This is a genomic window from Providencia sp. UF-183 (assembly GCF_058246155.1).
The window spans coordinates 1-16,069 of sequence record NZ_JBSICD010000020.1; the positions used below are offsets into that span (position 1 = coordinate 1).

General features: G+C 39.2%; 16 protein-coding genes and 3 tRNA genes. 6 read left to right on the top strand and 13 right to left on the bottom strand.

Features of this window, described 5'->3' with window-relative positions:
* The 4 genes from AC4IFT_RS16910 to AC4IFT_RS16925 form a co-directional block, all read right to left on the bottom strand.
* Positions 1–77, bottom strand: a tRNA-Val gene (locus tag AC4IFT_RS16910).
* 31 nt (positions 78–108) lie between these two features.
* Positions 109–185 (bottom strand) — tRNA-Val (locus AC4IFT_RS16915).
* A 30-nt stretch (positions 186–215) separates the two neighbouring features.
* Positions 216–292 (bottom strand) — tRNA-Val (locus AC4IFT_RS16920).
* 156 nt (positions 293–448) lie between these two features.
* Complete coding sequence (locus AC4IFT_RS16925; RefSeq protein ID WP_490734638.1) at positions 449–1,822, bottom strand: MATE family efflux transporter; 1,374 nt, start codon at positions 1,820–1,822, stop codon at positions 449–451.
* Between the two features lie 277 nt (positions 1,823–2,099).
* Here AC4IFT_RS16925 and AC4IFT_RS16930 point away from each other — a divergent pair, with 277 nt between their 5' ends.
* A complete protein-coding gene (locus AC4IFT_RS16930; RefSeq protein WP_490734640.1) occupies positions 2,100–2,765 on the top strand; it encodes a riboflavin synthase subunit alpha in 666 nt (221 codons plus the stop codon).
* Positions 2,766–2,961: 196 nt separating this feature from the next.
* Here AC4IFT_RS16930 and AC4IFT_RS16935 read toward each other — a convergent pair whose 3' ends face one another.
* The 3 genes from AC4IFT_RS16935 to punC form a co-directional block, all read right to left on the bottom strand.
* Entirely contained in the window at positions 2,962–3,234 is a 273-nt protein-coding gene (locus AC4IFT_RS16935) for a putative quinol monooxygenase (RefSeq protein ID WP_490734642.1), read from the bottom strand.
* 24 nt (positions 3,235–3,258) lie between these two features.
* Positions 3,259–4,017, bottom strand: coding sequence for a helix-turn-helix transcriptional regulator (locus AC4IFT_RS16940; RefSeq protein WP_490752012.1), 759 nt, complete (start codon positions 4,015–4,017; stop codon positions 3,259–3,261).
* Positions 4,018–4,333: 316 nt separating this feature from the next.
* Positions 4,334–5,557 (bottom strand): purine nucleoside transporter PunC, encoded by a 1,224-nt coding sequence (gene punC, locus AC4IFT_RS16945; protein ID WP_490734886.1) that lies wholly within the window; start codon positions 5,555–5,557, stop codon positions 4,334–4,336.
* Positions 5,558–5,677: 120 nt separating this feature from the next.
* Here punC and punR point away from each other — a divergent pair, with 120 nt between their 5' ends.
* On the top strand, positions 5,678–6,583 hold the full coding sequence (gene punR, locus AC4IFT_RS16950; protein ID WP_490734646.1) for a DNA-binding transcriptional activator PunR: 906 nt from the start codon (positions 5,678–5,680) through the stop codon (positions 6,581–6,583).
* A 6-nt stretch (positions 6,584–6,589) separates the two neighbouring features.
* On the opposite strand, the gene purR is transcribed toward punR, so the two are convergent.
* The 3 genes from purR to AC4IFT_RS16965 all read right to left on the bottom strand — a co-directional run bounded on the left by purR (position 6,590) and on the right by AC4IFT_RS16965 (position 9,667).
* A complete protein-coding gene (purR, locus tag AC4IFT_RS16955) occupies positions 6,590–7,615 on the bottom strand; it encodes an HTH-type transcriptional repressor PurR (RefSeq protein WP_490734648.1) in 1,026 nt (341 codons plus the stop codon).
* Between the two features lie 429 nt (positions 7,616–8,044).
* Positions 8,045–8,623 carry a superoxide dismutase [Fe] gene (gene sodB / locus AC4IFT_RS16960; protein ID WP_273804142.1) on the bottom strand — a complete coding sequence of 193 codons (579 nt, stop codon included), beginning with the start codon at positions 8,621–8,623 and terminating at the stop codon, positions 8,045–8,047.
* 264 nt (positions 8,624–8,887) lie between these two features.
* Positions 8,888–9,667, bottom strand: a complete 780-nt coding sequence (locus tag AC4IFT_RS16965; protein ID WP_490752014.1) for a nucleotidyltransferase domain-containing protein — start codon at positions 9,665–9,667, stop codon at positions 8,888–8,890.
* Between the two features lie 791 nt (positions 9,668–10,458).
* Here AC4IFT_RS16965 and AC4IFT_RS16970 point away from each other — a divergent pair.
* A complete protein-coding gene (locus tag AC4IFT_RS16970; RefSeq protein WP_369311414.1) occupies positions 10,459–10,803 on the top strand; it encodes a Grx4 family monothiol glutaredoxin in 345 nt (114 codons plus the stop codon).
* A gap of 73 nt (positions 10,804–10,876) precedes the next feature.
* On the opposite strand, the gene rnt is transcribed toward AC4IFT_RS16970, so the two are convergent.
* Together rnt and gloA are read right to left on the bottom strand one after the other, a co-directional pair.
* A complete protein-coding gene (gene rnt / locus AC4IFT_RS16975; protein ID WP_490752016.1) occupies positions 10,877–11,521 on the bottom strand; it encodes a ribonuclease T in 645 nt (214 codons plus the stop codon).
* A 125-nt stretch (positions 11,522–11,646) separates the two neighbouring features.
* Positions 11,647–12,054: a lactoylglutathione lyase gene (gene gloA / locus AC4IFT_RS16980; RefSeq protein WP_490752018.1), complete on the bottom strand. Its 408-nt coding sequence runs from the start codon at positions 12,052–12,054 to the stop codon at positions 11,647–11,649.
* 175 nt (positions 12,055–12,229) lie between these two features.
* Here gloA and AC4IFT_RS16985 point away from each other — a divergent pair, with 175 nt between their 5' ends.
* A complete protein-coding gene (locus AC4IFT_RS16985; RefSeq protein ID WP_490734757.1) occupies positions 12,230–12,469 on the top strand; it encodes a DUF1289 domain-containing protein in 240 nt (79 codons plus the stop codon).
* A 533-nt stretch (positions 12,470–13,002) separates the two neighbouring features.
* Positions 13,003–13,437 (top strand): transcriptional regulator SlyA, encoded by a 435-nt coding sequence (gene slyA / locus AC4IFT_RS16990; protein WP_490734759.1) that lies wholly within the window; start codon positions 13,003–13,005, stop codon positions 13,435–13,437.
* 505 nt (positions 13,438–13,942) lie between these two features.
* Here slyA and AC4IFT_RS16995 read toward each other — a convergent pair.
* Complete coding sequence (locus AC4IFT_RS16995) at positions 13,943–14,410, bottom strand: outer membrane lipoprotein (protein WP_219248657.1); 468 nt, start codon at positions 14,408–14,410, stop codon at positions 13,943–13,945.
* A 527-nt stretch (positions 14,411–14,937) separates the two neighbouring features.
* Here AC4IFT_RS16995 and anmK point away from each other — a divergent pair.
* Positions 14,938–16,059 (top strand): anhydro-N-acetylmuramic acid kinase, encoded by a 1,122-nt coding sequence (anmK, locus tag AC4IFT_RS17000; protein ID WP_490734890.1) that lies wholly within the window; start codon positions 14,938–14,940, stop codon positions 16,057–16,059.
* Positions 16,060–16,069 lie beyond the last annotated feature (10 nt).

Genomic DNA, 16,069 nt, shown 5'->3' on the forward strand with positions numbered 1-16,069 from the left:
TGGTGCGTCCGAGTAGACTCGAACTACCGACCCCCACCATGTCAAGGTGGTGCTCTAACCAACTGAGCTACGGACGCACTGAGATTAACGCGTTGAGTTAACTTGAAATGGTGCGTCCGAGTAGACTCGAACTACCGACCCCCACCATGTCAAGGTGGTGCTCTAACCAACTGAGCTACGGACGCACTGAAATTAACGTGTTGTGCTAACTAGAATGGTGCGTCCGAGTAGACTCGAACTACCGACCCCCACCATGTCAAGGTGGTGCTCTAACCAACTGAGCTACGGACGCGCTGAAAACTTCTAGGTGACAACGGGGACGAATATTAACGTTATGCCGTGAATCTGGCAAGGGGAAAATGTAATTTCGCGACAGTTTGCTCGTATTTAAAACTATCTGGTGCGAAATACATCTTCCCACACAATAAATTGCTTAAAAAACCGACGACTAGCGTGTCGAACGTAGCAGGACAACTTGCTCAGGTTGCTTATGGATCCACATAATTCGTGTGGCCATACCCACCGCAGCGGCACTTAGTCCAATAATAAAGCCTATCCAGAAACCTTTTGGTCCCATCGCTGGCCCAACATAGTCTGTTAGGGCTAAAATATAGCCAGTAGGTAAACCTAACAGCCAGTACGCCGTGAACGTAATAAAGAAGATTGAACGGGTATCTTTATAACCACGTAAAATCCCTGCGCCAATGACTTGCACGGAATCTGATAACTGATAGATAGCGGCATAAAGCATTAAACTTGATGCTAAAACAACCACTTCAGGGTTTTTGTTATACATCATTGCAATTGGTTCACGGAAAACAGCGGTAAAAATTGCCGTAATCGTTGCGACCATTAAGCCAACGGCAAGGCCTGTATAAGAAGACACTTTAGCCGCTTCGGTGGATTGCTGACCTAAGTTATAACCTACGCGAATGGTTGCAGCGATCCCCAGTGATAATGGGAACATAAACATCACTGAACTGAAGTTAAGCGCAACTTGGTGTCCAGCAACGGCAACAACGCCTAATGGTGCAACCAACAGTGCGACAACAGCAAATAATGTGACTTCGAAGAACAACGCTAAGCCAATTGGCGTACCTAACACAATAATTCGCTTTAAAATTAATGGATTTGGTGATGTGAAAGGAACAGTAGGGCGAATATCGCGCTGAGCCGAAGCTCGTTTCACATACCATCTCATCATCATGCACATAGCCCAATACACTGATGCCGTTGCCACACCACAGCCTACACCGCCAAGAGCAGGGGCACCGAAGTGACCGTAGATAAAGATATAGTTAATTGGAATATTGACCATTAAGCCCAGAAAACCAATCACCATCCCCGGCTTAGTTTTCGAAAGACCTTCACATTGGCTACGGTAGACTTGATAGAATAAATACCCCGGCGCCCCCCACATGATGGCATGTAAGAAACGAACGGATTTATCGGCAAGTTCTGGATCAATGTGTGGCATGTTGCTAATAATAAGTTGGCTATTATAAAGCAAGCACATAATACCTAAGGCTAAAAAGAGTGCGAGCCATAGACCTTGTTGAATTTGATCGCCAATTAAATTACGGCGGCCGGACCCGTTCATTTGAGCAACGATAGGGGTCAACGCCATTAGCAGTCCCTGACCAAAAAGAATAGCTGGCAGCCAGATGGAGAACCCAACTGCAACTGCGGACATCTCGATTTCACTGACGCTACCTGCCATAACCGTATCGACAAACCCCATGGCGGTTTGTGAAAACTGAGCGAGAACGATAGGAATACCGAGAGCCAACAAGCTACGCGCTTCTGTAAAATATTTCTGCACGCATACACCTTTATAATAAAAATAATGAAGAAGAAAAAACGAGAAAAATAAATGATTTAGCAATAAATCAAAGTGTTATTAAAAACCCTTTATTCTATCCATTTTATCAATGTATTCCAATAAAGATATACTGCTTATTAATGAAAGAGCACATTTGTCTCTTTGTGTATTTGATTACAGGCAGTTATTCAGTCTGTATCTCACCACTCAAATAAGATAGATCTCAAAAAATTCTTAGGTAAACTGGACTCATTAATTCACGACACAGAGAGTCATTATGTTTACAGGTATTGTTCAAGCGACCGCTCCAATTGTTGAAATTACGGAAAGAGCGAATTTTCGTACTCATGTCATGAAGTTTACCCCTGAATTACTGGTTGGTTTAGAAACGGGCGCCTCTGTTGCCCATAATGGTTGCTGTTTGACGGTCACTAAAATTGATGGTGAAAGAGTTAGCTTTGATTTAATTAAAGAAACACTCCGTCTGACTAATTTGGGTGCGCTACAAGAAGGCGATGTTGTCAATATTGAACGTGCCGCGAAATATGGTGATGAAATAGGTGGTCATGTGGTGTCTGGGCACATTATGACAACCGCCGAAATCAGTAAAATTTTCACTTCAGAAGATAATCATCAAATCTGGCTATCAATTCATGATAAAGCATTGATGAAATACATTTTACACAAAGGGTTTGTCGCGATTGATGGTATTAGCCTAACGGTTGGGGATGTTATCAATAACCGTTTTTGTGTACACCTAATCCCAGAAACGTTAGAAAGAACGACGTTGGGGCAAAAGCGTTTAGGGGATAAAATTAATATTGAGATAGACCCACAAACTCAGGCGATTGTTGATACTGTAGAGCGCGTGCTTAATCAAAAAGAGCAAGAAAAATTGTTGCAGCAGGGCAATGATTTAACAGAAGAAACTAAAGTAGATTAATAAGTTATCAATATTTTGACATTATTCAGGCTATAGCAATACTCTTTTTACTATAGCCTGAATAAAAATAATGAAATTTTAGATTTGGTAGGATAAAGGTGCTTAATCAAGTGTAAAGTTGTCAGAAATATCGAGTCAATAACACCACAGACTGCCAAAACAGCTAATTTGATTAAAACCTTGCCCTATTAGTTAGTTATTTTTCACTAAAATTAACAGAAAAACTGGCATTATCACGTTCAATCGCTTCAACTAAACGCCTAAAATGTGCGCTATTTTTGTGCATTTCAAGTGCATGGGTGCTTTCCCATTCTTCAAAAACAATATAGCCATTTTCTTTAGCCATAAGATCATACTGTATACAACCTTTCTCACGGCGGCTTAGTTTTGCTAAGTCACGAACGATTTCCCTAGTTAAATACCCATCCGTTCTTTCAGTTGTAATTTGGGCATACACAACAATACTCATTCCGTTCTCCTTATGTATTAAGAACTATCTTAATGGGTACTTGGTTTTTGTATTGTAAAAAAGCGAATAATCTGATTTTAAAAAGGCCGACGGGGTCATAGTGAAGTATCTTTTGAAATCACGGTAAAAATGAGACTGATCATAATAGCCAGTTTCAAACCAACGATAAGTGTCTTGATCTATCACCATGCTTTTTAGAACATGCTCTAAACGGCAATTGATCTGGTAGCGTTTAGGCGTAATGCCATACTCTTTTAAAAATTCCTTTTGAATGATGCGCAGATGTAAACCTGTCTCATCAGCAATGTCGGTGATTTTTTTTGTAGGATTACGATAGAGCAACTCAATGATGTCATCAGTAAAATGTGGCTTTTTGCTGGCTTTAGTTTGGGTAAAGCAATCTAACAATTCCTTAAAAGAGGAATTCGCGAGCGCTTCAAACCAGTTATCTTGCCAGATTTCACCGAGGGCAATGGGCCTATCCGTATAATTGAATATACGTTGGGGTAATAAAAAACGTAAGGCATCATGGCGGATACGCAGTACCATGGTTTTTGCATGGTTAGGGTTTGCTGTAAATGTGTTGATTCTCGGTATGATGAGTTGAAATGGGTTAGTCGTGGAGTAGCCATCGGCAGACATACAGATGGGATCTGATGAAACCCAAATCTCAGCCCCTGTCCCTGGAAATATTTTAATCGCACTGGTGAATTCTTTGATAATCAAAATAGAACTAACAAAGCCTTTCAATTCATCTGGCGGATAATATTGTTTCAACATCATACTTGAGCACTCATTATTTGATATGGCAATGATAGCGTTTTTTGACAAGAAAAATAACCATTGAAAACATGAGTTTTAGAAGATAAAAAAATAAAATGACTTTTTATTAGTGGAATACGCTTTAATTAGGTGAAAGTGGTTAGTGAATGATGCGTTAAAGCGCATTTTTAAGCAAATACTTCCTGTTACTGAATATGACAAAAGTGCCGCCAGTGCCTACAGTTAGCTTAAGAATAATATATTTGGTGAACGGTCAGTTTGTAATTAAAAACTGCGCCGCATAGCTGCGGCACAGTGTATAACGAATCTAAAGCAATTAATTTGCTTGGCAATCTGCTTGCTTCAATGTTTTTTCACATTTAACAGCACAACGTTGCATAAAGTAACCAATCGCCATTGGGATAATAGTAAAGGCCATCACACCCGTTGTTGCAAGAAGCGGGTCAAAGGCTAAAGCAGAAACTAACAAACTTGCCAAGAAACATAAGCCAAGTTGTAAGGCGTTTTGTAAGGCGGCTGCTTTACCACTTGCGCTAGGGAAGGTATTTAACGCTTTTGAAACGGCTATTGGGTACGACGCCCCGTTCATGGCAGCCATAAAGCAAAATGGAATTAAAATCATGGTTAATGATGGTGTGGTATAGATAGCCATGATGAATAAGATAGACATGCTAACCGCATAACCAATTAATAGTAGCGGGAATAAGGTTTCGGCACGTACTTTGGCTAAAACTAAACGGCAACCATAACCACCAACAATGAAAGCAAGAGTTTGGGGGATGTAGCTTAATCCAATATCCGCAGGGTTAAAGCCCATATTGCGCAGAATAAACGGCGAACCGGTTAGCCAAGCAAAAAAGCCCGCACTGCAAGAGGCATAAACTAAAACGTTGCCACTGAAGATTGGTGAGCTCAGTAATTTACCAAATGAAACTTTGGCTTGAGGCTGGTTTTCATCCTCGTGTTTTTTGACAGACACATTTTTGAGGAAAAACGTTGGTAACAGTAATAACACACCGACAGCCATCAAGATTAAAAAGATAGCTTCCCAAGTTTGGTGTTCGAGCACCCATGCTCCTAATAACGGCGCAAGTGCAGGGGAGAGCGCGACTAATGGCATGATTGATGCAAACACTTTTTGGGTGCTTGCCTCATCATAGCGGTCAATAACAAGGGCTTGCCATAAAACGGCGGCGGAGCAAACACCAACGGCTTGTAAAAAGCGTAAAGTTAATAACTGTGTTGCTGTAGTGACCCAAAAAATTGCCAAACTGCTCACAATAAAGATAGTCAGCCCAACAATTAACACTGGTTTGCGGCCAAGTTTGTCTGAAAGTGGGCCCCAAAGTAGCTGAGCAAACGCGAAGCCCGCTAAAAAGATACTGAGAGAAGCACTGATAGCCCCTTCGGTTGTGTGCAACGTGGTCTGCATTGCACCAAAAGCAGGCAGGTACATATCAATGGCTAAAAACCCCAACATGCTTAATCCAGCAAGATATAGCATAAATCCAGGGGAATTTTTTTTCGCAGTCGTCATAATTATTTACTTATCTGATATTTAAAAAAATGTTAACGGTAGTGCCATTGTATAGGCTATTTTTTTGTCTTGTGAAACGGTAATATTTGGATCTTGCCATCAAAATATTTGAAAGGAGATGCTATGTGGTCTGCTCATGCTCTTGAAGTGATTGATGCGGTTGCTCGGACGGGGAGTTTCAGTGGTGCCGCAGATGAGTTACACCGCGTGCCGTCGGCAATTAGCTATACAGTTAAACAAGTTGAAGAATGGTTGGCAGTCCCTTTGTTTGAACGGCGACACCGAGACGTTGTTTTAACCGAGGCAGGGCTGATTTTTATTAAAGAAAGCCGATCTGTTATCAAAAAAATGACAGAGACCCGTCATCAATGCCAACAAGCTGCGAATGGCTGGAGAGGTCAGTTCAGTATAGCGGTAGACTGCATCGTTAAGCCTCAACGCACCGAGCAGCTTATCCTCGATTTTTATCGTCATTTTCCTGATATTGAATTGTATATACACCCCGAGGTTTTTAATGGTGTTTGGGATGCATTAGCTGATGGTCGAGTAGATGTCGCCATTGGCGCAACACGGGCTTCACCAATTGGTGAACGTTATAGTTTTCGAGATATGGGGTTTATGTCGTGGATGTGTGTTGCAAGCCCTGACCATCCTTTAGCGAAAATAGGGCATAGCCTAACAGACGATGAAATGCGTGAGTATCCAAGTTTGTGCTTAGAAGATACATCTCGTAGCTTACCTAAACGCGATACTTGGGCGTTGGATAACCAACGGCGTTTAGTTGTCCCCTATTGGGAAAACGGCTTAGCCTGTTTAGCTAATGGGCTGTGTGTGGGGATGGTCCCTGAACATCGTGCAGCACCATTGTGTGCTGAAGGTAAATTGGTAGAATTGACACTGGCACAACCATTTCCATCAAGCCCATGCTGTTTAACATGGGTAGAGAAAAATACCTCTCCTGCGCTGAGTTGGTTATTAGATTATCTTGGTGATAATGAAACGCTCAACGCGGAGTGGTTATCAACATAAGTTGAGTTATCGGCGATAGTCAATAAATGGGCCGTCAGCAACAGAACGACGCTCAACGAGACGAGGGTGAACTTCAATAGTTTGAGCGTCTTCGCGCTTATTCACAATACGGTCTAGTAACATTGCGAACGCCATTTGACCCAAACGCTCTTTAGGTTGGTGGATTGTTGTCAATGCAGGGGTGAAATAGCGTGCGTTTCGCACATTGTCGTAACCGATGATGGAAATGTCTTGTGGAACACGCAAGCCCATTTCATCCGCGGCGCAAATAGCACCCATAGCCATGATATCACCACCACAGAAAACAGCAGTAGGGCGCTGTTTATGGCTTAAAATCTGCATCATCGCTTTATAGCCAGACTCTGGTTCAAAGTCCCCTTGAACAATCCACTCTTCTTTTAAGGTTACTTTGGCTTCTTCCATGGCTTTTTGGAAACCAGTCAGACGACCAATCCCTGTATTACGCTCAAGGGAGCCTGGGATCACACCAATGTCACGGTGACCTCTATCAATCAGGTAACGCCCTGCGAGATAGCCCCCATGGAATGAATTGTCGATAATGCTATCGGTGAAATCCCCGCGGGAAGTTCCCCAATCCATCACAACCATTGGAATATTACGATAATCTTCAAGCATCCCGATAAGTGTATCGGGGTATTCGGAACACATAACCAGCAAGCCATCGACACGTTTTTGCGCCAACATCTGTAAGTAGGCTTTTTGTTTACCAAGATTATTGTGAGAGTTACAGAGGATCAGTGTATAGCCTTTTTCGTAGCAGCTATTTTCAACGGACTCAATAACTTCTGCAAAGTAAGGGGCCTCACTTGATGTTGCTAACAAACCAATCGATTTGGTGTGGTTCACTTTTAAGCTACGGGCAACCGCACTAGGCGAATAATTGAGCGATTTGATAGCAGCCCAAACTGCCGCTTTGGTATCATCAGCCACAAAGCGCGTTTTATTAATAACATGGGATACGGTAGTGGTAGAGACGCCAGCGCGTTTCGCCACATCTTTAATCGTTGCCATGGGGGAACAAAACTCCTGACCAACTATAGGTCTCTCTAAGAATTCTAGTTAAAAAATTACCTGCATATTGATGCATAGATCCTTTGCTGGCAATAATTTAGCGATTTGTTGTCGATTTTGTCTGATCTAGCGCAAAAACGAAAGAAATAATTGATGTTATAACATGTGATATAGACACTGGTTTTGCTTTTTTGGATGTGTATACTCAGTAACCTTAATGTTTATGTGGTTATCATTAATTCAATTTTGTTAGGATGAGAGGAACTCATGGATACAGATGTTAAATATGGAATACTAGCAGCAGTGGGTTCATTAGCGATGATTATTTTCATTGCTGTACATTTATTTTAGTTGTGTTTCATCTTCATTGGGTGAATAAATAAGGGCGAGTAATAACTCGCCCTTATTCTATTGGGAAAACATATTAAATTAAGCTAAGTTCTCTTCTACGAACTTCCAGTTTACTAGCGCCCAGAAGTTTTCTAAGTATTTAGGGCGCGCATTACGGTAATCGATGTAGTAAGCGTGTTCCCAAATATCAACTGTTAAAACTGGTTTGTCGTCACCTGAAATAGGTGTTGCTGCATTGGAAGTATTGACGATTGCTAAGCTGCCATCGGCTTTCTTAACTAACCAAGTCCAACCTGCACCGAAGTTTTTGGTCGCTGCATCCGTAAATTGCGCTTTAAACTCAGCGAAAGAACCAAATGCCTTATTGATAGCATCTGCAACTTTACCTGTTGGCTCGCCACCTGCATTTGGCGCTAAGCAATTCCAATAAAAAGTATGGTTCCAAACTTGGGCAGCATTGTTAAATACGCCAGCTTCAGATGTTTTGATGATTTCTTCTAAAGATTTACCTTCAAAGTTAGTGCCTTTGATTAAGTTGTTTAAGTTAACAACGTAGGTATTGTGGTGTTTACCATAGTGGTATTCTAAGGTCTCAGCTGAAATATAAGGTTCTAAAGCATCTTTAGCATACGGTAGAGCGGGAAGTTCAAATGACATGACGTACTCCTTGATTGCTTTTGTATCAAAACATATGGGTGTTTGCTCGTAAAGTGAGCGAAATATTGTGCTTCGTTGTTTATCTACAGTTTTTTTGCCAGATGGCCTGTATGATTCTTAATATGTTAATAGTAACACGATTAACCCTATAAAGGGTAAAGGTAATCGTGTTGATAGTATGTTAACAACCAAATATTTGAATAATGTGTTATTGAAAGATAACGCCGTTAGGCGTTTTTACACATAAAAAGCGACCCTTGAAAGCTATTCAATTATATCGAGCATTTCTCGAAGAAGTTTCTCTGAAAGCATAGAACTTGCATCTGGTGGGAAATCCGTTCTCAGTGCAACATAACCTGTGAGTGCATTTTTTATAGAGGACTTAACTGAGTTTCGGTTGTGGCTAGCAAGAGTACTCGCCAGTATTTTCTCTGGGTCTAGGCCAAGTTGTTCTATGCGCCTAACTTCTCGTTGGGGCATCCCTGTACGGCGATACAACATTGGGCCAAGGATTTGCTCGCGAAAAAAAGAAATCATGCCAATTGCTTCATAGAGCTCACCACGTGCTAATTTAACGGTTGCATAATGAAGCCAAATCCATGCTCTTTCTTCAAACCAATTTGATGATTTTTCAGGCCAGTGGGGTTGTGATAATGCTAATTTCGCGTTGATGGTATTTTCTTCTCGTGCAAATAAGATGGCAGGGTTTTCAACACGATGTTCAAGCATATTCAAAGTGATAAATTTCAAATCCACATGTAAAAGCGGTGGGCCATATAAGCAAATTAGTAACCGAGGTTCTCCTACATGGTGCCCAGTGAAGGCATTAAGTAGTGAGCCGATATTACTTGCAAATTTTTGTTTATCAGATTGAATCTCATCGTAGTATTCATCTTTAATGACGAGGATAAAATCTAAATCTGAGTACTCATCAAATCCGCCATGCACAAGTGAGCCACCGCCAAGCAGTGCATCGACTCTAAAATCATGACGGATAATCGATATTAAGTGATTGATAAACGAGTAGTGAGAAGAGGGCAGCATGTCTGGAAGGCTCCTAAATTTAAAAAAGCCCTACAGAATAAGTTAACTAAGGCACTCATTGATTAAGATTAAATTAAAATTAGATAAAGTGGGTTGTAAAGGTTTTATATCAAGAGATTATGCAGGAACAATAGTAAGTAAGTATGGGATTTAGCCACGGACAACGACACTAGTTCCAGCCAATGAAGGTTCGTATTAAAAAAAGAACATTTATGAAAGCTATAGTGCTAAGTAAGTAGATAAAAGCTTTGAAAAATAGTGGCGTAATGTCCGGTTGTTGCCGATTTTTAATAATAAAAAATGCAATGAAAACAAAGAATGGAATGATTATTATCAGGGTTGTAATGGGGTTGCTGTGCATAAATTTCGTATTTTAGAAAAGTATAAGTTTATCCTTATTGGTAAGTAGCGCAAGCTCGATGTAAGGAAAACTAGGCTGATTTATTGCCATTTGAGAAGATTGACGTAAACGATAATAAAAGAAGAAGCGAAATATATTGGCGAATACGTAAAAAGGCTCGACAACTACGCCTAAAGTACAAGTAAATAGTATCTAAGTGAAAATGACGTGTTGCTGTAAAACAAGACATAGATTTATTTGACTTGAATCATAAATAAGTCACAATAGTAGCAAATCAAAAGAGGGGCAATCCCCCTCTTTTTTCATACAAATAGCCATCGACATATTTAAAACAAGATATCGTATTGCGTAGTATATTTTAGGGCTAAAAATCAACTATCTAGTTGATAAATAAAAATATACTAATCATGTTAATGTTAAGGAAGTAAAAATGACAACAATTGAAAGAATTGAGCGCCAAATTAAAGAAAACCCAATTTTATTATACATGAAGGGCTCACCAAAACTTCCGAGCTGTGGTTTTTCTGCTCAAGCGGTACAAGCCTTATCTTCATGTGGTGAGCGTTTCGCTTATGTCGATATTTTACAAAACCCAGATATTCGTGCAGAACTGCCAAAATATGCAAACTGGCCGACTTTCCCACAGTTATGGGTAGATGGTGAGCTAGTTGGCGGTTGTGACATCATTATGGAAATGTTTCAACGCGGTGAGTTGCAATCACTTATCAAAGAAACAGCTGATAAATATCGCCCAGAAGATGAAGCTAACGCATAATCTCTGATAATAAATCATAAAAAATCGCAGTAGGTAAAGGCAACGTGTTGTTTATCTACTGCGGTTTTTTTATTTATTTTTCGTCATCAATAATTGGCCAGCCACCAAGCTTCTTGAATTTATTCACGATTTCACAAAACAATAGTGCGGTACGATTAGTATCATACAATGCACCATGGGCTTGTTTACCATCAAATGGGATACCTGCACTGGCACATGCTTTAGCAAGAATTGTTTGACCAAACACTAAACCACTTAACGCTGCGGTATCGAAAGTAGCAAAAGGATGGAATGGGTTGCGTTTTAAACCTGCGCGTTCAGCTGCATTCATCACAAAGCTATGATCAAAGTTTGCATTATGAGCGACAATAATTGCGCGATTGCAATCGGTATTTTTCATACCTTTACGAACGACTTTGAAAATAGCATGTAACGCTTCATACTCACTGACGGCACCACGCAAAGGGTTTGTTGGGTCAATTCCTGTAAAAGCAAGCGCAGATGGCTCTAAATTAGCCCCTTCAAATGGTTCTACATGAAAATGCAATGTTTCATCTATGGCAAGCCAGCCATCTTTGTCCATTTTTAGTGTGATTGCTGCAATTTCAAGCAGCCCATCAGTTTTCGCGTTAAACCCACCCGTTTCAACATCAATAACAACAGGGTAGTAACCCCTAAAACGGTTTACAAGGGCGTTCGGATTGTTTTTTTCAGACATTAGGACTTTCGATTATAAAGTTTCTGATAGGCATATATTATGCCTATATCAGTAGAAATTAGCAGTGAAAATGAGAAGAAAACTTAAGCGGTGCATTGCCCGCTTAAATTTAACAATCTACCCAATTAATGGCCTAAACCTTTACTTGCGCTTTTATTTTCGATGAGTTCAATTTTATAGCCATCCGGGTCTTCAACGAAGGCAATGATTGTTGAGCCACCTTTTACAGGGCCAGCTTCCCGGGTGACATTACCACCAGCTTGGCGAATATCGTCACAGGTTTTTGCAACATCATCAACCCCTAATGCGATATGACCATAGGCATTTCCCATATCGTAATTATCAACACCCCAGTTGTAGGTTAGCTCGATGACTGCACCTTCACTTTCATCACTATACCCAACAAAAGCTAAAGAATATTTATACTCGGTATTCTCACTGGTTCTTAGCAAGCGCATACCTAATACTTTGGTATAAAAATCAATTGAGCGTTGCATATCAGTAACACGTAACATGGTATGAAGTAAGCGCATAAAAAACCTCTTGAATTTACTAAATAATACTGAATTATTTTACCTATTAATATAACGTGCCTATATTGTTAAATACAATGATCACAGTTTATTTTTTGGCCAAATAGTGGTAATACTCATTTTTCAAGAGTATATCATACATTTATGATAATTTTGCATTTGAAGGAATGACGCGATGGCAGAGCAGCTTGAATTTTTTGAGATACCGAGCCCTTGTCGAGGAATTTGCCAAACCAATGAGCAAGGTTATTGTCGTGGGTGTTTTCGTACTCGAGATGAGCGGTTTAATTGGTTAAAATTTTCGAGTACAGAAAAGCGCAATATTATTCGCTTATGTCGTCAGCGTTACTTAAGAACGATGAGTAAAAAGATAAGCCAAGAAGACGTTATTAGCACTCAACAACAACTTTTTTAATGAAGAATGAGTATAGCCATTTTTGTTTTTAATCATTTGTTTTGTAACTCATCGCAATTAATTTCAGACTAATTATTTTAAGTGCATTAATTTTATTGTTTATATTTAAATAATATTGTATTTATTTATGTTTATTATACTTGTATTGAAATGAATTAAAATTAAAATATTTTTAGGATTAACTATATTGTTTTGTTTTTAAAGGGGATTTTTTTAAATTATTTTTTTATTGTTAGAGTTAATTACTATGAGAATTAAAATAGATAGATCAGAAAGGAGAGTGGAGCTATTCTGATTAATAAGATAATTGCATTTTTTTATCTTTGTGAATGGCTTCTTTTATTCTTATATGGTTGTTTTTAACACGACACATATCTCGAAATACAAATGATAATATCACTCTAAATAGGTATTTGTAAGTTTTTACATCAATAAAAAGTTGTAAACATAAAAGGAAATTAATATATAATTTAAAAAATAATATGAGTCTGGTATATTTTTTAGACATTATAATTATATAAAAGGAGGGTAAATTGGAATCACAAATTGGGACAGAATTATCTCGTGTAGTTCGTATGTGGAGATCATTAATTGATCATCGACTAAAACCATTAAAACTTACACAAACTCATTGGGTTACATTGCATAATATTAGTCAGCTACCGCCTGAACAGTCGCAAATTCAACTTGCAAAAGCAATAGGGATTGAGCAACCTTCGCTAGTCAGAACACTCGATCAATTGGAGGAAAAAAAACTTATCTCTAGGCACACTTGTGCGAATGATAGGCGAGCAAAAAGAATTAAACTAACAGAGGAATCAGAGCCATTTATTAAAACAGTTGATCAAGTGATTAATAACACTCGCATAGAAATTTTAAGTAATATTACTCAGGAGGAACTTGACCAGTTATCACAGTTATTATTAAAGCTAGAACGAAATATTATTAGATTACAAAATGATTCATAAATTCAATATGGTTAGTTTTTATATTGAATTGAGTTATGGTTGTTTTAGGTGGTAATTATTAGGAGTGATAAGTAAATTAAAAATTAATTCCAAGAGGGATTGTTCATTAATTATATGATATCAATATGACTTTTTTGTTCACTAATAATTAAAAAATGATGTGATATAATTGGCAAATGAATTTATTTTTATTTGTCATTACCGTGGTGAATTAGAATCTGTATTGATCTAGCCTAGTATTCGTTGGGTGATTCATTATCTATCAAAGAGAACTCTGTTTTGAGTGACACAATATAGGTTCTATGACGATGATGTACGTATAGTGGGTGGCTTAAAATGGTTATACTAGAATCTAACAATTGTTATAAACATTATTAGCTAGTTAATATAAGTAATAATATAGAAATAAGTTGTCATTAAAAGTAAACGCTATTGAATAGCAAACTAGAAGAGATGTTCACCGACGGGGTTGTCGGTGAACATGCTTTAATCGTTGATACAAAAATTAACGAGGAGATACAGTAACTGTATTACCGCTATTTGCAATCATGACACGTTGGCCATTACGAAATGCGCTAGGATCTTGTTTTTGTACGACAACAATGTTTTTCCCGCTGTCTAAACGGATCTCTAATTGAACACCTTGGCTTCTGTTTAAAGCACCTTGAGCTTGTTGACCTGCGAGGCCACCAGCAATAGCACCTGCCGCGGTTGCCAGAGTATTTCCAGTACCACCACCGATGGTGTTACCTAATAAACCACCTAGTACGGCACCACCAATTGCGCCGATGACATTGCCATCTTCACCTGCTTGGATGGTCACAGGACGAGCATTCAGTACAGTACCATAGGTCACAGTCTGTACCTGTTTCGCATCATTGGCTGAAATAGTATCACCAGAAAGCGTACTGGTATTGACACAGCCAGATAACGCAGCAACTGCAACAACACCTACAAAAACTTTCTTAAGCATAATAACTCCTATGAGATTTGCTGTCTGTGGCACTAACATAGCATCGTATATTTGTTCTCACCATAAACACAACAAGTATCAAAATAATGGTATTTAAAAGCGATGGTTAGATTACCGATTCTGATTTAAATAGAGTGTAAACACTAGGTAAAATATCTCAAATTCAACAACATTTCATCGGGTAAGGCACGCTTTGTTAAATATCTACCTATAATAGTCATCTTATGATTATCTTTTAGCATCAATAGCTAAGGGGGACTCAAAAAGACTGTTTAATAACAAAGCAATATTCATGTATAGCAAATGGTTTGATTGCTAACATTATATTTAGAATTTTAAATCCATATATTAAAAAACGCCATTTTTATTTAGCTTGTAAAGGTTTTTTTGCCTTAAAAAGAAATATTTATTATTCCTGCGAAGCGGTACGAGAAATTACATCGAATTGTTGACAAAACTATCCATCAAAGCACAATCTTCATAGCAGAAATCATAAAATAAATGTGCACTCTGAAGGAACAAGAATGATGATTAAGTCAGGTCGTTACATAGGGGTTATGTCCGGAACGAGTTTAGATGGCGTTGACGTTGTTCTCGCCGCAATTAGTGATAAATTTGTTGCTGAGCAATCTAGCTTAAGTGTCACATTTCCAATCGAGCTAAAAAAAAGAATTTTAGATATTTGCCAAGGGCAAAAAACGACCTTGTCCGAAATTGGTAAAATAGACCGTGAATTAGGTTCACTTTATGCGAGCGCTATTAGTCAATTATTAGAGCAAACAGGGTTAACTGCTGAGGATATCATTGCAATAGGATGCCATGGGCAGACAGTTTGGCATGAACCCGAAGGCGAGCAGCCATTTACCATGCAACTCGGTGACAATAACCGTATTGCCGCATTAACGGGTATTACAACTGTTGGGGATTTTAGGCGACGAGATATGGCCTATGGTGGACAAGGTGCACCATTAGTACCTGCTTTTCACTTGGCTGTTTTAGGGCATCCTACAGAAAAACGAATTGTATTAAATATCGGTGGGATAGCGAATATCACAGCATTATTACCGGGCGCTTATGTGAAAGGATATGACACAGGCCCTGGAAATATGCTGATGGATACTTGGACTTGGCGCAATCAGCAAAAAGCATTTGATAACGATGGTGAATGGGCGAGTTCCGGTCATGTTGATAATGCATTACTAAAATCGATGATAAATGACCCTTACTTTAAGCGAGCGTCCCCTAAAAGTACTGGGCGTGAATATTTTAATATGCAGTGGTTAGAGTCGCACTTAGCTGCTTTCCCGTCCGTATCTGCCCAGAATGTGCAGGCGACTTTGTGTGAACTTACTGCAGCATCTATAGCTGAACAAGTTCTACTTTGTGGGGGGAGTGAGCGATTAATTGTTTGTGGTGGCGGTGCTAAAAATACATTTTTAATGCAACGTTTAGCCGCTTTATTACCGGGTATTGAGGTGGCTCCAAGCGATAAGTTTGGTCTAAGTGGCGATGATATGGAGGCTTTGGCATTTGCGTGGTTAGCTGCACGTACTGTTGCAGGGCTATCAGGGAACCTTGCTTCAGTGACTGGTGCAACAAGGGAAACTGTTTTGGGTGCGGTGTACCCTAAAAATATCGATAAAAAATAACGGCATTAAA

What these genes read in the sequence shown, in the direction of transcription:
- gloA (WP_490752018.1), bottom strand. Translation starts at nt 12,054, where the DNA reads ATGCGCTTACTTCATACCATGTTACGTGTTACTGATATGCAACGCTCA.
- AC4IFT_RS16930 (WP_490734640.1), top strand. Translation starts at nt 2,100, where the DNA reads ATGTTTACAGGTATTGTTCAAGCGACCGCTCCAATTGTTGAAATTACG.
- AC4IFT_RS16985 (WP_490734757.1), top strand. Translation starts at nt 12,230, where the DNA reads ATGGCAGAGCAGCTTGAATTTTTTGAGATACCGAGCCCTTGTCGAGGA.
- AC4IFT_RS16995 (WP_219248657.1), bottom strand. Translation starts at nt 14,410, where the DNA reads ATGCTTAAGAAAGTTTTTGTAGGTGTTGTTGCAGTTGCTGCGTTATCT.
- AC4IFT_RS16935 (WP_490734642.1), bottom strand. Translation starts at nt 3,234, where the DNA reads ATGAGTATTGTTGTGTATGCCCAAATTACAACTGAAAGAACGGATGGG.
- sodB (WP_273804142.1), bottom strand. Translation starts at nt 8,623, where the DNA reads ATGTCATTTGAACTTCCCGCTCTACCGTATGCTAAAGATGCTTTAGAA.
- AC4IFT_RS16965 (WP_490752014.1), bottom strand. Translation starts at nt 9,667, where the DNA reads ATGCTGCCCTCTTCTCACTACTCGTTTATCAATCACTTAATATCGATT.
- anmK (WP_490734890.1), top strand. Translation starts at nt 14,938, where the DNA reads ATGATTAAGTCAGGTCGTTACATAGGGGTTATGTCCGGAACGAGTTTA.
- purR (WP_490734648.1), bottom strand. Translation starts at nt 7,615, where the DNA reads ATGGCAACGATTAAAGATGTGGCGAAACGCGCTGGCGTCTCTACCACT.
- AC4IFT_RS16970 (WP_369311414.1), top strand. Translation starts at nt 10,459, where the DNA reads ATGACAACAATTGAAAGAATTGAGCGCCAAATTAAAGAAAACCCAATT.
- rnt (WP_490752016.1), bottom strand. Translation starts at nt 11,521, where the DNA reads ATGTCTGAAAAAAACAATCCGAACGCCCTTGTAAACCGTTTTAGGGGT.
- punR (WP_490734646.1), top strand. Translation starts at nt 5,678, where the DNA reads ATGTGGTCTGCTCATGCTCTTGAAGTGATTGATGCGGTTGCTCGGACG.
- AC4IFT_RS16940 (WP_490752012.1), bottom strand. Translation starts at nt 4,017, where the DNA reads ATGATGTTGAAACAATATTATCCGCCAGATGAATTGAAAGGCTTTGTT.